The organism is Citrobacter sp. Cpo071 (genome assembly GCF_030332765.1).
Lineage (GTDB): Bacteria > Pseudomonadota > Gammaproteobacteria > Enterobacterales > Enterobacteriaceae > Citrobacter > Citrobacter portucalensis.
The window spans coordinates 1,068,197-1,085,256 of the sequence record NZ_JAOWHE010000085.1 but is presented as its reverse complement, the minus strand read 5'-3'; the positions used below and the strand labels follow the sequence as shown (position 1 = coordinate 1,085,256).

The following is a 17,060-nucleotide window of genomic DNA, read 5'->3' as shown; positions in this document are numbered from 1 at the left end:
CCGGGACAGACCGAGCAGGCGATGCCGGTAGGGGCACCAATCATCACGCCCATGGAGCCCTGGACAATCGGGCCGCCGAAGTTCGTCATGTCGCCCATTCGGGCTGCCGGTTTACCACCGCTCATCGCCAAATCCTTTTGTAAAACATCAGGATTTGTACCTTACACCTGTTTGAGAATGTGTTTCAGTGGTATCTGGGGAATAGGGAGAATATTCAGAAATCGTTTAGATCAGAAATTAAAAAGACCTGAGTCCTGATTACAGACTCAGGTCTTATTGTTAGCTAACTTACATACGTTCTACGGTTTCGATACCCAGAGTATCCAGACCCAGCTTCAGGGTTTTCGCCGTCAGCTGTGCCAGTTTCAGTCGGCTGTTACGAATCTCTTCGTTTTCAGCGCTGAGAATAGGGCAGTGCTCGTAGAAGCCGGAGAACAGACCAGCAACGTCGTACAGGTAAGCACACATCACGTGTGGCGTACCTTCACGCGCAACGACGGTCAGCGTTTCTTCAAACTGCAGCAGACGCGCCGCCAGTTGAGCCTCGCGATCTTCGCTGATAACGACCTGCGCATTTGCCAGCGCGCTTTCGTCGATATCTGCTTTACGGAACACGGACAGTACGCGGGTATAAGCGTACTGCATATATGGCGCGGTGTTACCTTCGAACGCCAGCATGTTGTCCCAGTCGAAGATGTAGTCGGTGGTACGGTTTTTGGACAGATCCGCGTATTTCACTGCGCCGATACCGACCGCATTTGCCAGTTTTTCCAGTTCGTCGGCAGGCATGTCCGGGTTCTTCTCCGCGACCAGACGACGTGCGCGCTCCAGCGCTTCATCCAGCAGATCGGCCAGTTTAACCGTGCCGCCCGCACGGGTTTTGAACGGTTTACCGTCTTTGCCCAGCATCATACCGAACATGTGGTGTTCCAGCGGCACTGAATCCGGCACATAACCAGCTTTACGTACGATGGTCCAGGCCTGCATTAAGTGCTGATGCTGGCGAGAGTCGATGTAATAAAGTACGCGATCGGCATGCAGGGTTTCGTAACGATACTTGGCGCAGGCGATGTCGGTTGTGGTGTAGAGATAGCCGCCATCTTTCTTCTGAATGATAACGCCCATCGGTTCGCCTTCCTTGTTCTTATACTCATCAAGGAATACGACGGTAGCGCCTTCGCTTTCAACAGCCAGGCCTTTCGCCTTCAGATCGGCGACGATGCCAGGCAGCATCGGGTTGTACAGGCTCTCGCCCATGACGTCGTCACGGGTCAGGGTAACGTTGAGGCGATCGTAGGTTAACTGGTTCTGCGACATGGTAATGTCGACCAGTTTGCGCCACATCTCGCGGAAGTATTCGTCACCGCCTTGCAGTTTCACGACATAACTACGGGCGCGTTCAGCGAAGGCTTCATCTTCGTCGTAATGTTTTTTCGCATCACGGTAGAAACCTTCCAGGTCAGCCAGCGCCATCTCTCCGGCATTTTCCTGCTGCTGTTTTTCCAGCCATGCGATGAGCATACCGAACTGAGTACCCCAGTCGCCGACGTGGTTAGCGCGAATAACGTTGTGACCGAGGAACTCCAGCGTACGCACCGCCGCGTCACCGATGATGGTGGAACGCAGGTGACCAACGTGCATCTCTTTCGCTACGTTAGGCGCAGAGTAGTCAACCACGACGGTTTGTTTAGCCGGTTGAGTGACGCCCAGACGATCGGAAGCCAGCGCCTGCTGAACGTGCTGCGCCAGAAATACCGGATCGAGAAAAATATTGATAAAGCCCGGGCCTGCAATTTCAACTTTGCTGGCAATCCCGTTGAGATCCAGATGAGTCAGCACCTGCTCAGCCAGTTGTCGCGGCGCCATACCCAGTTTTTTAGCGACAGCCATCATGCCGTTAGCTTGATAGTCGCCGAACTGTACTTTTGCTGACTGACGAACCTGCGGTTCGCAATCTGCAGGCGCGCCTGCAGCAATCATGGCCTGACTGACTTTTTCTGAGAGAAGAGCCTGAATATTCACCGGAATACCTTACATTTATGAAGCGGCCTAAAATTCACCGCACCAGTTTAAGAATTAAGGGCGGGAGTATACTGCAAATGCCCGTTGCCGTCAGCATTGTGTGTACCGCCAGTAGCCTGAAATATAAACAATGCAATGGCGTAAATTTATTCATGATGTGTTCGGAGAAAACAGCGGTTGGATGGCGCAGCGCAACAGAGTAAATTAGCGACTTTGAACATGGATATGAGCTTTTAATATGGCGAACTGGCAAACCGTTGCAGAACTACAGGATATTTCTGCAGATTTACCGCATTTCACGCAGGCATTAACGGAACTTTCTACCCGTCTTGGGCTGGATATCACAGGCCTGGAAGCCGATCACATTTCCTTGCGTTGCCATCAAAATACCACCGCAGAGCGCTGGCGTCGTGGGTTTGAACAGTGCGGTGAATTGTTGTCAGAAAACATCATTAACGGCAGACCTATTTGTCTTTTTAAACTGCATGAGCCGGTTTGTGTGCAACATTGGCAATTTTCCATCGTCGAACTGCCGTGGCCGGGCGAAAAACGCTACCCTCATGAAGGCTGGGAACATATTGAAATTGTTCTGCCGGGAGAGGCGGAAACGCTGAATGCGCGAGCGCTGGCGCTGCTTTCCGATCACGGTCTGAGTCAACCGGGCATTTTTGTGAAAACCAGCTCGCCAAAAGGAGAGCGTGAGCGTTTACCGAATCCGACGCTGGCGGTTAGCGATGGTAGCGTGACGATAAAATTCCATCCGTGGTCGATTGAAACCATTGTGGCAAGCGAACGTCAGGAGTGAGCATGGCTATACTGGAAATCTGCTGTTACAGCATGGAGTGCGCGCGCACGGCGCAGCAAAACGGCGCGGATCGTATTGAACTATGCTCAGCACCCAAAGAAGGGGGCTTAACGCCGTCACTGGGCGTCTTGCGTTCCGTTCGCCAGCACATTTCGACTCCCGTCAATCCCATTATTCGCCCACGTGGAGGCGACTTTTGCTACACCGAAGGTGAATTTGCTGCAATGCTGGATGATATTGCGATGGTCAGGGAACTGGGATTCTCAGGGCTGGTGACCGGCATTTTAGATGTGGATGGCAATGTCGATATGCCGCGCATGGAGAAAATAATGATTGCCGCCGGTTCGCTGCAAGTCACTTTTCATCGGGCCTTTGATATGTGTGCTAACCCACTCAATGCGCTTAAAAAATTAGCTGATTTGGGCATTGCCAGAGTACTTACTTCAGGGCAAAAATCAGATGCGGCGCAAGGTTTAACAAAAATAATGGAACTTATTGCGCAGCCCGGTGCTCCAATCATTATGGCCGGAGCGGGGGTTCGCGCCTCGAATTTGTCCCTGTTCCTTGATGCTGGAGTGCAGGAAGTCCACAGTTCTGCCGGAGTATGGCTGGCTTCACCAATGCGTTATCGCAATTCGGGGTTGTCGATGTCTTCGGATGCGCAGGCGAATGAGTATTCGCGCTATGCGGTAGACGGGACGGCGGTTGCTGAAATGAAAGCAATCATTGCACACCATCAGGCCAGCTGATTTTACCGTTGCATCATGTCGCCCAATATGATGCTTGCTCGTACCAGGCCCCTGCAATTTCAACAGGGGCCTTTTTTTCTCCTTCATATTTCAAGCCCCAGCAGCGTTGGCCGCCTCGCGCACCCCGGTCACGTAGTTATCTACGCTCCCGGGGATTTGCTGCGTTGCCGCCTTGCTGCAACTTGAACTATTTTGGAGAAACGGTGCTATACGTAACGGTCATTCGGCAATCTATTACGGCTTACGCGCAATCAATACTGCACGTAATGGGGCGGGGTAGCCTTCCACCGTTTTGCTGTGGTCGTTCGGGTCGAGGAAGTCGGCCAGCGACTCGGTTACCATCCACTCGGTGCGGCGTTGCTCTTCGGTGGTGGTGACGCAGACATCGGCGATGCGCACATCAACAAAACCGCATTTTTCCAGCCAGTTTTTTAAAGCCAACGCAGATGGAATAAAGTAGACGTTACGCATTTGCGCGTAGCGATCGCCCGGCACCAGAACGGTATTTTCATCACCTTCGACGACCAGCGTTTCCAGCACCAGCTCGCCATCTTTAACCAACTGATCCTTCAACTGCCACAGATGTTCCAGCGGCGATCGGCGGTGATAAAGCACGCCCATGGAGAACACGGTGTCAAAGGCGTTTAGCGCTGGAAGTTGCTCAATACCCAGCGGCAGCAGGTGAGCACGCTGGTCATTGCCCAGCAGTTTACGTACCGCCTCAAACTGGCACAGAAACAGTTGCGTAGGATCGATCCCAACCGCCAGATGCGCTCCAGCGCCAATCATGCGCCACATGTGATAACCACTGCCACAGCCAACATCAAGAATGGTACGGCCGGTGAGATCAGACAAGTGCGGCAGAACGCGATCCCACTTCCAGTCGGAACGCCATTCGGTATCGATGTTGACGCCGTACAGCGAGTACGGTCCTTTACGCCATGGCATCAGGTTACGCATCAGGGTGTCGATACGTTTAAGCTGGCCTTCGCTGAGCGGTTCTTTACTTTCTGCGGTAACGCTGTGCAGTAAGTCCAGACGATGCGGCGTCAGCTCGGGCAGAAACTCGACGGCGTTTGACCATTGTTTAAATAAACCATGCTGATCGCGCTGCCAGGCAGCGATTTGCGCCGGAAGCGTTTCCAGCCAATGGGACAGATGATTTTTGGCAATCAACTGATAAAAGTTACCAAAATCGATCATGCGCTAACCTCAGCTTTCAACGCCACCAGAGAGCCAAAGTTGAAGCACTGGAACCACAATTCGCTGTGCTCAAAGCCGGCCTGATGCAGTCGCGCTTTGTGCGTTTCTACCGAGTCGGTCAGCATCACGTTTTCCAGCATGCTGCGTTTCTGACTAATTTCCAGTTCGCTGTAGCCATTGGCCCGTTTGAAGTCGTGGTGCATGTTGAACAGCAGCTCGCCAACGTTAGCGTCTTCGAAACTGAATTTTTCAGACAGCACCAGCGCGCCGCCGGGATTCAACCCTTGATAAATCTTATCCAACAATGCCTGGCGCTCAGGTGGCTCAAGGAATTGCAGGGTAAAATTCAGCACCACCATCGAGGCGTTTTCGATAGTAATGTTGCGAATATCGCCTTCGACAACCTCAACCGGAGTCGGTGCCTTATAGGCATCAATATGACGACGGCAGCGCTCAACCATCGCCGGGGAGTTATCGACGGCAATAATTTTGCAATTCTCGTGATGAATATTGCGACGCACCGAGAGCGTCGCCGCGCCCAGAGAACAGCCCAGATCGTAGACCTGCGTGTTGGGTTGTACGAAACGTTCGGCCAGCATGCCAATCATAGAAATGATATTGGAATAGCCAGGAACGGAACGCTGGATCATATCCGGGAAGACTTCAGCTACCCGTTCATCAAAGGTCCAGTCACCCAGACTGGCGATAGGCGCAGAAAAAAGCGTGTCGCGGTGAGACATAACGTAAAAATCCGGGAAAAATAAAGTGGCGTATTGTGCGCTAATGCAGGGAGAAAACCAACTCCCAGGGCATATACCAAAGATTCGCCAGCACCATTAGCAACAGCGAACACCAGGTTGCGCTCATGCCTGAACGGCGCCAGCGGAAGAGCCGGTGGTGGAATCCGTAATAATGCATCAGTCGTCCAGCAATCAACATCAGCCCGCAAATATGCACCATCCACGTCTCTGCGCCGTTCATTTCCATAAATAACAGCAGCACTAACGCGACGGGAATATATTCCACCGCATTACCGTGAATACGGATAGCGCTTTGCAGTTCACTAAAACCTCCATCGCCATAGGCAACGCGATATTGCATGCGCAGGCGAACGACGTCAAAGGAGAACTTTATTAACAATAACGCACCCAATACGGCATAAAGCGCGCTTACCATACAAACTCCCTTTACTCGTCATACTTCAAGTTGCATGCGCGGTGGCTGTACTCGCTCCCCTCAGTCACTTACTAATGTAAGCTCCTGAGGATTCTCTCCCTTGCCATCTTCCTGCAACTCGAATTATTTAGAGTACGGTTGGGTTGATGGCACTGACTATGATAGGTGGCATTTTCAGAAAAGAGAAGATTGCTGTGGAATCGAGGGTGCTGATCCGATCTCTGGCAGGGCGCTGCGTAAATCTGCCCATAGCGTATCAACAAGCTCCGGGGCCTGCGCGATGTCCGGCGTATGCAAAAACAGATACGGCGTCGTGGTGCGTTGCCATAGCGACAGCTTGGTCAGCCAGACGGCAAAAAGCTCGCTGTTTTGTGCCATATTATCGCTACCGATAAAGCGTACCATCGGATGGTTTGCCGTCACTACTGCATGCACCGGAACCTTCGGTTTCCTGCGCTGGGCGTCGCGTATTGCTTCAGTATGCGGAATTGCGGCATGTACCGGGCGGCTGTCCAGAATCACCCGGTTTACGCCACGCTCGTGTAAACCGCGATTAAATAGCTGCTCGGCTTCGCCTTTGGCAAAGAAGTCTGGATGGCGAACTTCCACACCGTAGGTAAAGGAATTCGGGAGCTCATCGAGAAACTGCCACAGGGCAGGCAGATCGCGTGGGCCAAAAGTCGCGGGTAATTGCAGCCAGTATTGCCCAATGCGCGCTTCCAGCGGCGACATGCGTGTAAAAAATTCCTGTACCAGGTCATCACAATTACGCAGCGCAGCCTGATGCGAAATGGTCGCCGGAAATTTAAAACAAAATCGAAACGCATCGGTGGTCTGTGCCTGCCAGCGGGCAACAATATCGGATTTAGGCAGCGCATACAGCGTGGTATTGCCCTCCACGCAGTTAAAGTGGCGGGCATACTCTTCAAGGCTGGTGATCCCCAGACGCACCCATTTTGGATGCGACCACTGGGGTAAACCGATATAAATCATAGCGCTTGCAGAATCTCCTCCACGCTGCGAACGCGCGCAATGCGCGGGAAAATGTGGGTCATGCTGGCCTGGTGTTGCTCAGCACTGGCGGCGCTACAGGCATCCTCTGCAATGATAAGACTGAAACCCAGCTCCCACGCATTTCGCGCCGTCGACTCAACGCCAATGTTTGTGGAAATGCCGCACAGGACGATGGTATCAATACCCCGGCGACGCAGCTGCAATTCCACATCGGTACCGTAGAAGGCTCCCCACTGGCGTTTAGTCACTTCGATATCGCTGGCGCATTTCCCCAGAGAAGCCGGGTAATGCCACCAGTTTTCAGGTAACGCTTTTGCCGGAGTCTGAGCATCTACGGGTTGTTTCAGCGCTTCGGCGTAATCGTCAGACCAGCCGACGCGCACCATTACCACCGGGGAACCGTGGGCACGGAATTTTTCCGCCAACTGCGCGGCGCGGGTAACCACATCATGTGCCGTATGAGGGCCGCCAGCGAAAGGCAGGATCCCTTCCTGTAAATCAATTACGACAAGGGCGGTTGTTTTAGCGTTCAATTCCAGCATGGTCACTCCAGTAATAAAAGAATTCCGTTACACCTTAATCGCGAATCAGTGTGAAAGGGGCGACAATTTTTGTTATTTTTTGTGAGATTACGCAATGCCCGTCCAGGAAACAGGCGTACAGTCAGTACCGGACTTATCGTGCGGCAGAATTTCCAGTATAATAGCCGCCTTTTTTCATTCAGTTGTGACATTCAGCTAAAGCTGCGACTTCGTCATCTGCGAGGCAGGTGACAATCCGCCTGCGGCAAAGTTAAGGGATATCTCATGCGTACAGAATATTGCGGACAGCTACGTCTGTCCCACGAGGGGCAGCAGGTGACTCTGTGTGGTTGGGTCAACCGTCGTCGTGATCTTGGTAGCCTGATCTTTATCGATATGCGCGACCGCGAAGGTATCGTGCAGGTATTTTTCGATCCGGACCGTGCGGACGCGTTAAAGCTGGCCTCCGAACTGCGTAATGAGTTCTGCATCCAGGTTACGGGCACCGTGCGTGCGCGTGACGCGAAAAACGTCAACGCCGATATGGCGACGGGCGAAATTGAAGTGCTGGCTTCCGATCTGACTATCATCAACCGTTCAGACTCGCTGCCGTTGGACTCTAACCACGTCAACACCGAAGAAGCGCGACTGAAGTATCGCTATTTAGATCTGCGTCGCCCTGAAATGGCGCAGCGCCTGAAAACGCGTGCCAAAATCACCAGCCTGGTGCGTCGTTTTATGGACGACCACGGCTTCCTCGACATCGAAACACCGATGCTGACCAAAGCGACGCCGGAAGGCGCGCGCGATTACCTGGTACCTTCTCGCGTACATAAAGGTAAATTCTACGCGCTGCCGCAATCACCTCAGTTGTTTAAACAGCTGCTGATGATGTCTGGCTTTGACCGCTACTATCAGATCGTTAAATGCTTCCGTGATGAAGACTTACGTGCTGACCGTCAGCCTGAATTTACCCAGATCGACGTTGAGACTTCCTTCATGACCGCACCGCAGGTGCGTGAAGTGATGGAAGCGCTGGTGCGTAATCTGTGGCTGGAAGTGAAAGGTGTCGATCTGGGTGATTTCCCGATCATGACCTTTGCCGAAGCTGAGCGTCGTTACGGTTCCGATAAACCAGACCTGCGTAACCCGATGGAGCTGGTTGACGTTGCCGATCTGGTGAAAGACGTTGAGTTCGCAGTGTTCTCTGGTCCGGCAAACGATGCGAAAGGCCGCGTAGCTGCTCTGCGTGTACCGGGTGGTGCTGCACTGAGCCGTAAGCAGATCGACGATTACGGTAACTTTATCAAGATTTACGGCGCGAAAGGCCTGGCTTACATCAAAGTCACCGAACGTGCGAAAGGTCTGGAAGGTATTACCAGCCCAGTTGCTAAGTTCCTGAACGCAGAAATTGTGGAAGCGATTCTGGCACGTACCGGTGCGCAAGACGGCGACATGATTTTCTTCGGTGCCGACAACAAGAAAGTGGTTGCCGACGCGATGGGCGCGCTGCGTCTGAAACTGGGTAAAGACCTGAACATCACCGACGAAGCCAAATGGGCACCGCTGTGGGTTATCGACTTCCCAATGTTCGAAGACGATGGTGAAGGCGGCCTGACCGCAATGCACCACCCGTTCACCGCGCCGAAAGATATGACGGCCGCTGAGCTGAAAGCAGCGCCGGAAGACGCGGTTGCCAACGCGTACGATATGGTCATCAACGGCTACGAAGTAGGCGGCGGTTCCGTGCGTATTCACAACGGCGACATGCAGCAAACCGTATTCGGTATTCTGGGCATTAATGAGCAAGAACAGCGTGAGAAATTCGGCTTCCTGCTGGATGCGCTAAAATATGGTACACCGCCGCATGCGGGCCTGGCGTTTGGTCTGGACCGTCTGACTATGCTGTTGACCGGTACTGACAACATTCGTGACGTTATTGCTTTCCCGAAAACCACGGCTGCAGCGTGTCTGATGACTGAAGCGCCAAGCTTTGCCAACGCAGCTGCGCTGGCGGAACTGAGCATTCAGGTTGTTAAGAAGGCCGAGAATAACTGATATGACATATAAACAGCCTGTCTCGGTGTTAGTCGTGATTTATGCAAAGGACACCGGGAGAGTGCTGATGTTACAGCGACGCGACGATCCTGATTTCTGGCAGTCGGTCACCGGCAGCCTTGAAGAAGGTGAAACCGCGTCGCAAGCCGCTATGCGCGAAGTAAAGGAAGAGGTCGCCATTGATGTTGCATCTGAGCAACTGACCTTAATTGACTGTCAGCGCACGGTGGAGTTTGAGATTTTTAGCCATTTACGTCATCGCTATGCACCGGGAATTGAACGTAATACTGAATCCTGGTTTTGCCTGGCACTTCCCTCAGAACGAGAGATCGTGTTCACCGAACATCTGACCTATCGTTGGGTTAATGCGGTTGAAGCCGCCCAATTAACCAAGTCGTGGAGTAACCGGCAGGCGATTGAAGAGTTTGTAATTAACGTCGCCTGAAAAGGCGCGCTTTTTGGAGATATTATTTATGGCAGGTCATAGTAAATGGGCCAACACCAGACACCGTAAAGCAGCGCAGGATGCTAAACGCGGTAAAATTTTCACCAAAATAATTCGTGAGCTGGTGACGGCGGCTAAACTGGGCGGCGGCGATCCGGATGCTAACCCGCGTCTGCGTGCAGCGGTTGATAAGGCGCTGGCTAATAACATGACCCGTGACACCCTGAACCGTGCAATCGCGCGCGGTGTGGGTGGTGATGAAGATTCCAACATGGAAACCATCATCTATGAAGGTTACGGTCCTGGCGGTACAGCCGTTATGATTGAATGTCTGTCTGACAACCGTAACCGTACCGTTGCGGAAGTGCGTCATGCGTTCACGAAAACGGGTGGTAACCTCGGTACCGACGGTTCCGTGGCTTATCTGTTCAGCAAAAAAGGCGTTATCTCCTTTGAACAGGGCGACGAAGACGCCATCATGGAAGCGGCGCTGGAAGCAGGTGCTGAAGACGTTGTGACCTTCGACGACGGCGCAATTGACGTTTACACCGCGTGGGAAGAGATGGGCAAAGTGCGTGACGCGCTGGAAGCGGCTGGTCTGAAAGCGGACGCAGCTGAAGTGTCTATGATCCCATCCACCAAAGCGGATATGGATGCAGAAACGGCGCCGAAGCTGATGCGTCTGATCGATATGCTGGAAGACTGCGACGACGTGCAGGAAGTTTACCACAACGGTGAAATCTCCGATGAGGTTGCTGCCACCTTAGAATGATGTGGTTAAGCCATAAAATAACAGGAGATGCGTGATGTCTATTATTCTCGGCATTGACCCGGGGTCTCGCATCACCGGTTATGGCGTTATTCGTCAGGTCGGCAGGCAGCTGACCTACCTCGGCAGCGGCTGCATTCGCACCAAAGTCGACGATCTCCCGTCACGTCTGAAGTTGATTTACGCGGGCGTGACGGAAATAATCACCCAGTTTCAGCCGGACTATTTTGCCATTGAGCAGGTTTTTATGGCGAAGAACGCCGACTCGGCGCTAAAGCTGGGACAGGCTCGCGGCGTGGCAATCGTTGCGGCGACCAATCAGGATCTACCGGTCTTTGAATACGCGGCCCGCCAGGTAAAACAGACCGTGGTGGGGATCGGTAGCGCGGAAAAAAGCCAGGTCCAGCATATGGTACGCACGCTGCTAAAACTCCCGGCGAATCCGCAAGCAGATGCCGCGGATGCACTAGCGATTGCCATTACCCACTGCCATGTCAGTCAGAACGCCATGCAAATGAGCGAGTCGAGGCTGAATTTGGCGCGAGGTCGGTTACGTTAGTGACAAATGAGGCTGGATATCTATCCAGCCTTTTTTTATGATAGCGCATTACCTTTTAGCCCTTAACGCAGGAGCGTCACGTGATAGGCAGACTCAGAGGCATCATTATTGAAAAACAACCCCCGTTGGTCCTTCTGGAAACGGGCGGGGTAGGCTATGAAGTGCATATGCCGATGACCTGTTTCTACGAGTTGCCGGAAGCCGGGCAAGAAGCGATTATTTTCACCCATTTTGTGGTGCGAGAAGATGCTCAGCTATTGTATGGCTTTAACAACAAGCAAGAGCGCACGCTGTTTAAAGAGTTAATCAAAACCAATGGCGTGGGGCCGAAGCTGGCGCTGGCGATCCTCTCCGGTATGTCTGCTCAGCAGTTCGTTAATGCCGTAGAGCGCGAAGAGCTGGGCGCGCTGGTGAAATTACCGGGTATTGGTAAGAAAACCGCAGAACGCCTGATTGTAGAAATGAAAGACCGCTTTAAAGGTTTGCATGGTGATCTCTTTACACCAGCAGCGGATCTGGTCCTGACGTCTCCGGCAAGCCCGACAACGGACGACGCCGAGCAGGAAGCGGTTGCTGCGCTGGTGGCGTTGGGCTATAAACCACAGGAAGCCAGCCGCATGGTGAGCAAAATTGCCCGCCCTGATGCCAGCAGTGAAACCCTGATTCGTGAAGCGCTTCGCGCGGCATTGTGAGGTAACGGATGATTGAAGCAGATCGCCTGATTTCGGCTGTCAGCACTACCCCTGAAGATCTGGTGGATCGTGCGATTCGCCCAAAATTGCTGGAAGAGTATATTGGCCAGCCTCAGGTTCGTTCGCAAATGGAGATTTTTATCCAGGCGGCGAAGCTGCGCGGTGATGCTCTCGATCACCTGCTGATTTTCGGTCCTCCTGGTCTTGGTAAAACTACGCTTGCTAATATTGTCGCCAATGAAATGGGCGTTAATCTGCGCACCACGTCTGGTCCGGTACTGGAAAAAGCGGGTGATCTGGCGGCAATGCTTACCAACCTTGAACCCCACGATGTGCTGTTTATCGATGAAATTCATCGTCTGTCACCGGTGGTGGAAGAGGTGCTGTATCCGGCGATGGAAGATTATCAGCTGGATATCATGATTGGTGAAGGACCGGCTGCCCGTTCGATTAAGATCGATCTGCCGCCGTTCACGCTAATCGGGGCGACGACACGCGCCGGGTCGTTAACCTCTCCGCTGCGTGACCGTTTTGGTATTGTGCAGCGCCTGGAGTTCTATCAGGTGGCAGACCTGCAGCACATTGTTGGGCGTAGCGCACGCTTTATGGGCCTGGAAATGAGCGATGAAGGCGCGCTGGAAGTGGCACGCCGCGCCCGCGGTACGCCGCGTATCGCCAACCGTTTATTACGCCGGGTACGCGATTTCGCTGAAGTGAAGCATGACGGCACGATTTCGGCTGATATTGCCGCCCAGGCGCTGGATATGCTCAATGTGGATGCGGAAGGATTCGATTATATGGACCGTAAGCTGCTACTGGCGGTTATCGATAAATTCTTTGGCGGGCCGGTAGGACTGGATAACCTGGCAGCAGCGATTGGGGAAGAGCGTGAAACCATTGAGGACGTGCTGGAGCCGTATCTGATTCAGCAAGGTTTTCTACAACGTACGCCGCGTGGACGTATGGCAACCGTGCGCGCCTGGAACCATTTTGGCATTACACCGCCACAGATGCCTTAATGCCTGATGTCGCGACGCTCATCAGGCCTGGGCGATTTTGTAGGCCCGGTAAGCGCAGCGCCACCGGGCAACGCATGCTTAGCTCGCTTGCTTTTTCATCATGCTGAAAATAAACAGCAGCGCGGCGCACAGCACCACGGAAGGACCTGCCGGGGTGTCATAGAAGGCCGAGAAGGTCAGCCCGCCTGTAACAGCTATTATTCCCACTCCAACGGCAACCCCTGCCATCTGCTCCGGCGTACGGGCAAAGCGACGGGCGGTCGCCGCAGGGATGATAAGCAGTGAGGTGATAATCAGCGCCCCGACAAACTTCATCGCCACGCCAATCGTTAACGCCGTAACCAGCATCAGCAGCAGCTTCACGCGTTGCAGCTTCACGCCATCGACAAATGCCAGATCCGGACTGATGGTCATCGACAGCAGGTTACGCCACTGCCAGAACAGAATCGCCAGAACAATAACCACGCCAATGGCGATAGTGATAAGATCTTCTGGCGTCACGGCGAGCAAATCACCAAACAGGTAAGCCATCAGATCCACACGGATGTTGGACATCAGGCTGACAACAACCAGCCCCAATGACAATGCGCTGTGCGCCATAATACCCAGCAAGGTATCGATCGCAAGGTGAGGGCGCTTCTCCAGCCATACCAGACCGCCAGCCAGCAACAGGGTGACGGCGATAACCGCATAGAAAGGGTTTACATCCAGCAGCAGGCCAAAGGCGACCCCCAGCAGCGAAGCGTGGGCCAGCGTATCACCGAAATAAGACATTCGACGCCAGACTACAAACGAGCCGAGTGGGCCAGCGGCACAGGCCAGCATGATCCCGGCTAACCAACCGGGTAATAACAATTCAATCATGGGTGACCATTTCCCCGGCGTAAGACGATACGACCCTGTAAATCGTGGCGGTGATTGTGATTATGACGGTAAATTCCGAGTTGTTCGGCGCCGCGTTGCCCGAACATTGAGATGAATTCCGGGTGCATAGAAACCACTTCCGGCGCACCGGAACAGCAAATATGATGGTTCAGGCACAGTACCTCATCGGTTTTGGCCATCACCAGATGCAGGTCATGGGAAACCATCAGTACGGCGCAATCCAGTTCACGTCGCAACTGGTCGATAAGGTCGTACAGTGCGACCTGCCCATTGACATCCACGCCCTGGGTTGGTTCATCGAGCACCAGTAGCTGAGGTTTATTCAATAAAGCACGGGCCAACAGGACGCGTTGCGTTTCCCCGCCAGAGAGCTTTTGCATCGGCGCATCCATCAGATGCCCGGCCTGAACGCGCTTCAGTGCCGGAAGGATATCCTCTTTTTTGGTGCCGGGACGTAAGCGCATAAACCGACTTACCGTCAGTGGCAGCGTAGTATCGAGGTAAAGTTTTTGCGGTACATAGCCAATCCGCAATTGACCATTACGCTTGATTACTCCCTCATCAGCCGCTACCAGCCCTAATACAACGCGCACCAGCGTAGACTTCCCGGCGCCATTTGGGCCGAGAAGCGTTAAAATTTTACCGGGTCGAAGTTCAAGCGATACGTCAGACAGGACGCGGCGTTGACCATAAGAGACCGAGACATTTTCCAGTGAAACCAAAGTCGTCATATCAATTTTAGTCTTGCAGAAGTTATAGAATGTTATAATATCACATTTCTTACATTCATTACGATGATTGGTCGCATTATGTTACATAAAAATACGCTTCTTTTCGCAGCATTATCCGCTGCTCTTTGGGGTAGTGCAACACAGGCAGCAAATGCCGCTGTGGTGGCCTCGCTCAAGCCGCTGGGGTTTATTGCTTCAGCCATTGCAGACGGGGTAACAGACACTGAGGTTCTCCTGCCTGACGGGGCTTCCGAACACGATTACTCATTGCGTCCATCAGACGTAAAACGCTTACAGGGCGCGGACTTAGTCGTTTGGATCGGACCTGAGATGGAAGCGTTTATGGAAAAGTCAGTCAAGAATATTCCTAACGCGAAACAGGTAACGATTGCGCAGCTCAATGACGTGAAACCGTTACTCATGAAAGGTGCTGATGACGACGATGACGATCATGGACACAATGATGCTGGCAGTGAAAAAAGTGACGAGCATCACCATCATGGCGATTACAACATGCATCTTTGGCTTTCCCCAGAGATAGCGCGGGCCTCAGCGGTTGCAATCCATGAAAAATTAGTGGAACTTATGCCGCAAAGTCGAGCCAAACTTGACGCCAACCTGAAGGATTTTGAGGCACAATTAGCCGCAACCGATAAGCAGGTAGGTAACGAGCTCGCACCGCTCAAGGGAAAAGGTTATTTCGTTTTTCATGACGCCTATGGCTACTACGAAAAACACTACGGACTAACACCGCTTGGTCACTTTACCGTGAACCCTGAGATTCAACCTGGTGCGCAGCGTTTACATGAAATAAGAACACAGTTGGTTGAGCAAAAAGCAACCTGCGTTTTTGCTGAGCCACAGTTCAGGCCAGCGGTCGTTGAAGCCGTCGCGAGAGGGACATCCGTTCGAATGGGAACGTTGGATCCGCTCGGAACGAATATCAAACTGGGTAAAACAAGCTATTCAGCGTTTTTGAACCAATTAGCCAACCAGTATGCGAGCTGCCTGAAAGGAGATTAATGAGGAAGTGAATACGTGCAACAGATAGCCCGCTCTGTCGCTCTGGCATTTAATAATCTGCCGCGACCCCATCGCGTTATGCTGGGGTCGCTTACCGTACTGACATTGGCCGTCGCCGTCTGGCGGCCTTATGTTTACCATCCCGATTCCGCACCTATCGTTAAAACTATCGAGCTGGAAAAAAGCGAGATTCGTTCACTGTTGCCTGAGGCCAGTGAACCTATCGATCAGGCCGCGCAGGAAGACGAAGCCATTCCACAGGATGAACTGGATGACAAAACGTCTGGTGAAGCCGGCGTGCATGAGTATGTCGTCTCTACAGGCGATACGCTGAGCAGTATTCTTAATCAGTACGGCATCGATATGGGTGACATCAGTCAGCTCGCTGCTTCCGATAAAGAACTGCGCAATCTGAAAATTGGTCAGCAGTTATCATGGACCTTAAGCGCGGAAGGTGACCTGCAGCGCCTGACCTGGGAAGTGTCCCGCCGTGAAACCCGCACTTACGATCGTACTGCGACAGGTTTCAAAATGAGCAGCGAAATGCAGCAGGGCGATTGGGTTAACAGCCGTATCAAAGGCACTGTGGGCGGAAGCTTCGTCGGCAGCGCCAAAGAGGCCGGACTGACCAGCTCTGAAATCAGCGCAGTGATTAAGGCCATGCAGTGGCAGATGGATTTCCGCAAACTGAAAAAAGGCGATGAGTTCTCTGTGCTGATGTCTCGCGAAATGCTGGACGGTAAGCGCGAGCAAAGCCAGCTGCTGGGCGTGCGTTTACGTTCTGAAGGCAAAGACTATTACGCCATCCGTGCTGAAGACGGTAAGTTCTATGACCGTAACGGTACCGGGCTGGCGAAAGGCTTCATGCGTTTCCCGACGGCGAAACAGTTCCGCATCTCCTCGAACTTTAACCCGCGTCGCCTGAATCCGGTGACTGGACGCGTAGCGCCGCACAAAGGTGTCGACTTTGCGATGCCGCAGGGGACGCCAGTACTGTCGGTAGGCGATGGTGAAGTGGTCGTAGCGAAGCGTAGCGGCGCTGCCGGATACTATGTTGCGGTTCGTCATGGTCGTACCTACACCACCCGTTATATGCACCTGCGTAAGCTGTTGGTGAAACCAGGTCAAAAAGTGAAACGTGGCGATCGTATCGCGCTGTCAGGTAACACCGGGCGTTCAACAGGTCCGCATCTGCACTACGAAGTGTGGATCAACCAGCAGGCCGTGAACCCTCTGACGGCGAAACTGCCGCGTACAGAAGGTCTGACCGGCTCGGATCGCACCGATTATCTGGCGCAGGTGAAAGAAGTTATGCCTCAGCTACGTTTTGATTAATTAGCACACTGATAAAGCCGGTACGCGATGCGTGCCGGCTTTTTTATTTTGTAC

Annotated in this window: 19 protein-coding genes; 10 read left to right on the top strand and 9 right to left on the bottom strand. The window is 53.0% G+C overall.

Features of this window, described 5'->3' with window-relative positions; translation table 11 throughout:
- Both OGY09_RS25500 and argS read right to left on the bottom strand, forming a co-directional pair.
- Positions 1 to 125, bottom strand: a 125-nt coding sequence (locus OGY09_RS25500; protein WP_502873210.1) for a hypothetical protein, incomplete at its 3' end; no start/stop codon positions are given.
- Between the two features lie 163 nt (positions 126 to 288).
- The gene (gene argS / locus OGY09_RS22325; protein WP_008785061.1) at positions 289 to 2,022 is read right to left on the bottom strand and encodes an arginine--tRNA ligase; all 1,734 of its coding nucleotides are present in this window, start codon (positions 2,020 to 2,022) and stop codon (positions 289 to 291) included.
- 238 nt (positions 2,023 to 2,260) lie between these two features.
- Here argS and OGY09_RS22320 point away from each other — a divergent pair, with 238 nt between their 5' ends.
- Both OGY09_RS22320 and cutC read left to right on the top strand, forming a co-directional pair.
- Positions 2,261 to 2,827, top strand: coding sequence for a VOC family protein (locus OGY09_RS22320; protein ID WP_003833855.1), 567 nt, complete (start codon positions 2,261 to 2,263; stop codon positions 2,825 to 2,827).
- Positions 2,828 to 2,829: 2 nt separating this feature from the next.
- A complete protein-coding gene (gene cutC / locus OGY09_RS22315) occupies positions 2,830 to 3,576 on the top strand; it encodes a copper homeostasis protein CutC (protein WP_032943791.1) in 747 nt (248 codons plus the stop codon).
- 234 nt (positions 3,577 to 3,810) lie between these two features.
- On the opposite strand, the gene cmoB is transcribed toward cutC, so the two are convergent.
- The 5 genes from cmoB to OGY09_RS22290 all read right to left on the bottom strand — a co-directional run bounded on the left by cmoB (position 3,811) and on the right by OGY09_RS22290 (position 7,511).
- Positions 3,811 to 4,779 (bottom strand): tRNA 5-methoxyuridine(34)/uridine 5-oxyacetic acid(34) synthase CmoB, encoded by a 969-nt coding sequence (gene cmoB / locus OGY09_RS22310; RefSeq protein ID WP_003833851.1) that lies wholly within the window; start codon positions 4,777 to 4,779, stop codon positions 3,811 to 3,813.
- The gene (gene cmoA / locus OGY09_RS22305) at positions 4,776 to 5,519 is read right to left on the bottom strand and encodes a carboxy-S-adenosyl-L-methionine synthase CmoA (protein ID WP_003034686.1); all 744 of its coding nucleotides are present in this window, start codon (positions 5,517 to 5,519) and stop codon (positions 4,776 to 4,778) included. Before cmoA ends, cmoB begins: the two co-directional genes overlap by 4 nt.
- 40 nt (positions 5,520 to 5,559) lie before the next feature.
- The gene (locus tag OGY09_RS22300) at positions 5,560 to 5,955 is read right to left on the bottom strand and encodes an MAPEG family protein (RefSeq protein WP_003833847.1); all 396 of its coding nucleotides are present in this window, start codon (positions 5,953 to 5,955) and stop codon (positions 5,560 to 5,562) included.
- Between the two features lie 174 nt (positions 5,956 to 6,129).
- On the bottom strand, positions 6,130 to 6,948 hold the full coding sequence (locus OGY09_RS22295; RefSeq protein WP_032943789.1) for a DUF72 domain-containing protein: 819 nt from the start codon (positions 6,946 to 6,948) through the stop codon (positions 6,130 to 6,132).
- The gene (locus tag OGY09_RS22290) at positions 6,945 to 7,511 is read right to left on the bottom strand and encodes a hydrolase (protein WP_032943788.1); all 567 of its coding nucleotides are present in this window, start codon (positions 7,509 to 7,511) and stop codon (positions 6,945 to 6,947) included. Before OGY09_RS22290 ends, OGY09_RS22295 begins: the two co-directional genes overlap by 4 nt.
- Before the next feature lie 264 nt (positions 7,512 to 7,775).
- Here OGY09_RS22290 and aspS point away from each other — a divergent pair, with 264 nt between their 5' ends.
- The 6 genes from aspS to ruvB all read left to right on the top strand — a co-directional run bounded on the left by aspS (position 7,776) and on the right by ruvB (position 13,032).
- Positions 7,776 to 9,548: an aspartate--tRNA ligase gene (gene aspS / locus OGY09_RS22285; protein WP_003833841.1), complete on the top strand. Its 1,773-nt coding sequence runs from the start codon at positions 7,776 to 7,778 to the stop codon at positions 9,546 to 9,548.
- A gap of 1 nt (position 9,549) precedes the next feature.
- Positions 9,550 to 9,993 carry a dihydroneopterin triphosphate diphosphatase gene (gene nudB / locus OGY09_RS22280; protein WP_003034863.1) on the top strand — a complete coding sequence of 148 codons (444 nt, stop codon included), beginning with the start codon at positions 9,550 to 9,552 and terminating at the stop codon, positions 9,991 to 9,993.
- A gap of 28 nt (positions 9,994 to 10,021) precedes the next feature.
- Complete coding sequence (locus tag OGY09_RS22275) at positions 10,022 to 10,765, top strand: YebC/PmpR family DNA-binding transcriptional regulator (RefSeq protein ID WP_003833836.1); 744 nt, start codon at positions 10,022 to 10,024, stop codon at positions 10,763 to 10,765.
- Positions 10,766 to 10,799: 34 nt separating this feature from the next.
- The gene (gene ruvC, locus OGY09_RS22270) at positions 10,800 to 11,321 is read left to right on the top strand and encodes a crossover junction endodeoxyribonuclease RuvC (protein WP_003034867.1); all 522 of its coding nucleotides are present in this window, start codon (positions 10,800 to 10,802) and stop codon (positions 11,319 to 11,321) included.
- A gap of 80 nt (positions 11,322 to 11,401) precedes the next feature.
- The gene (gene ruvA / locus OGY09_RS22265) at positions 11,402 to 12,013 is read left to right on the top strand and encodes a Holliday junction branch migration protein RuvA (RefSeq protein ID WP_003034869.1); all 612 of its coding nucleotides are present in this window, start codon (positions 11,402 to 11,404) and stop codon (positions 12,011 to 12,013) included.
- A gap of 8 nt (positions 12,014 to 12,021) precedes the next feature.
- A complete protein-coding gene (ruvB, locus tag OGY09_RS22260) occupies positions 12,022 to 13,032 on the top strand; it encodes a Holliday junction branch migration DNA helicase RuvB (RefSeq protein ID WP_003034872.1) in 1,011 nt (336 codons plus the stop codon).
- 78 nt (positions 13,033 to 13,110) lie between these two features.
- Here the strand turns inward: ruvB and znuB are convergent, their stop codons facing one another.
- Both znuB and znuC read right to left on the bottom strand, forming a co-directional pair.
- Positions 13,111 to 13,896, bottom strand: coding sequence for a zinc ABC transporter permease subunit ZnuB (gene znuB, locus OGY09_RS22255; RefSeq protein ID WP_032943787.1), 786 nt, complete (start codon positions 13,894 to 13,896; stop codon positions 13,111 to 13,113).
- Positions 13,893 to 14,648 (bottom strand): zinc ABC transporter ATP-binding protein ZnuC, encoded by a 756-nt coding sequence (gene znuC / locus OGY09_RS22250; protein WP_032943785.1) that lies wholly within the window; start codon positions 14,646 to 14,648, stop codon positions 13,893 to 13,895. The genes znuB and znuC overlap by 4 nt, the downstream gene beginning before the upstream one ends.
- A gap of 78 nt (positions 14,649 to 14,726) precedes the next feature.
- Here znuC and znuA point away from each other — a divergent pair, with 78 nt between their 5' ends.
- Positions 14,727 to 15,671, top strand: coding sequence for a zinc ABC transporter substrate-binding protein ZnuA (znuA, locus tag OGY09_RS22245; RefSeq protein WP_003844151.1), 945 nt, complete (start codon positions 14,727 to 14,729; stop codon positions 15,669 to 15,671).
- A 15-nt stretch (positions 15,672 to 15,686) separates the two neighbouring features.
- Entirely contained in the window at positions 15,687 to 17,006 is a 1,320-nt protein-coding gene (mepM, locus tag OGY09_RS22240) for a murein DD-endopeptidase MepM (RefSeq protein WP_032943784.1), read from the top strand.
- Positions 17,007 to 17,060: the final 54 nt, after the last annotated feature.

Bases quoted from the DNA above. Each gene is read 5' to 3' on its own strand.
- OGY09_RS22320 (WP_003833855.1), top strand. From the start codon at position 2,261: ATGGCGAACTGGCAAACCGTTGCAGAACTACAGGATATTTCTGCAGAT.
- cutC (WP_032943791.1), top strand. From the start codon at position 2,830: ATGGCTATACTGGAAATCTGCTGTTACAGCATGGAGTGCGCGCGCACG.
- cmoB (WP_003833851.1), bottom strand. From the start codon at position 4,779: ATGATCGATTTTGGTAACTTTTATCAGTTGATTGCCAAAAATCATCTG.
- cmoA (WP_003034686.1), bottom strand. From the start codon at position 5,519: ATGTCTCACCGCGACACGCTTTTTTCTGCGCCTATCGCCAGTCTGGGT.
- OGY09_RS22300 (WP_003833847.1), bottom strand. From the start codon at position 5,955: ATGGTAAGCGCGCTTTATGCCGTATTGGGTGCGTTATTGTTAATAAAG.
- OGY09_RS22295 (WP_032943789.1), bottom strand. From the start codon at position 6,948: ATGATTTATATCGGTTTACCCCAGTGGTCGCATCCAAAATGGGTGCGT.
- OGY09_RS22290 (WP_032943788.1), bottom strand. From the start codon at position 7,511: ATGCTGGAATTGAACGCTAAAACAACCGCCCTTGTCGTAATTGATTTA.
- aspS (WP_003833841.1), top strand. From the start codon at position 7,776: ATGCGTACAGAATATTGCGGACAGCTACGTCTGTCCCACGAGGGGCAG.
- nudB (WP_003034863.1), top strand. From the start codon at position 9,550: ATGACATATAAACAGCCTGTCTCGGTGTTAGTCGTGATTTATGCAAAG.
- OGY09_RS22275 (WP_003833836.1), top strand. From the start codon at position 10,022: ATGGCAGGTCATAGTAAATGGGCCAACACCAGACACCGTAAAGCAGCG.
- ruvC (WP_003034867.1), top strand. From the start codon at position 10,800: ATGTCTATTATTCTCGGCATTGACCCGGGGTCTCGCATCACCGGTTAT.
- ruvB (WP_003034872.1), top strand. From the start codon at position 12,022: ATGATTGAAGCAGATCGCCTGATTTCGGCTGTCAGCACTACCCCTGAA.
- znuB (WP_032943787.1), bottom strand. From the start codon at position 13,896: ATGATTGAATTGTTATTACCCGGTTGGTTAGCCGGGATCATGCTGGCC.
- znuC (WP_032943785.1), bottom strand. From the start codon at position 14,648: ATGACGACTTTGGTTTCACTGGAAAATGTCTCGGTCTCTTATGGTCAA.
- znuA (WP_003844151.1), top strand. From the start codon at position 14,727: ATGTTACATAAAAATACGCTTCTTTTCGCAGCATTATCCGCTGCTCTT.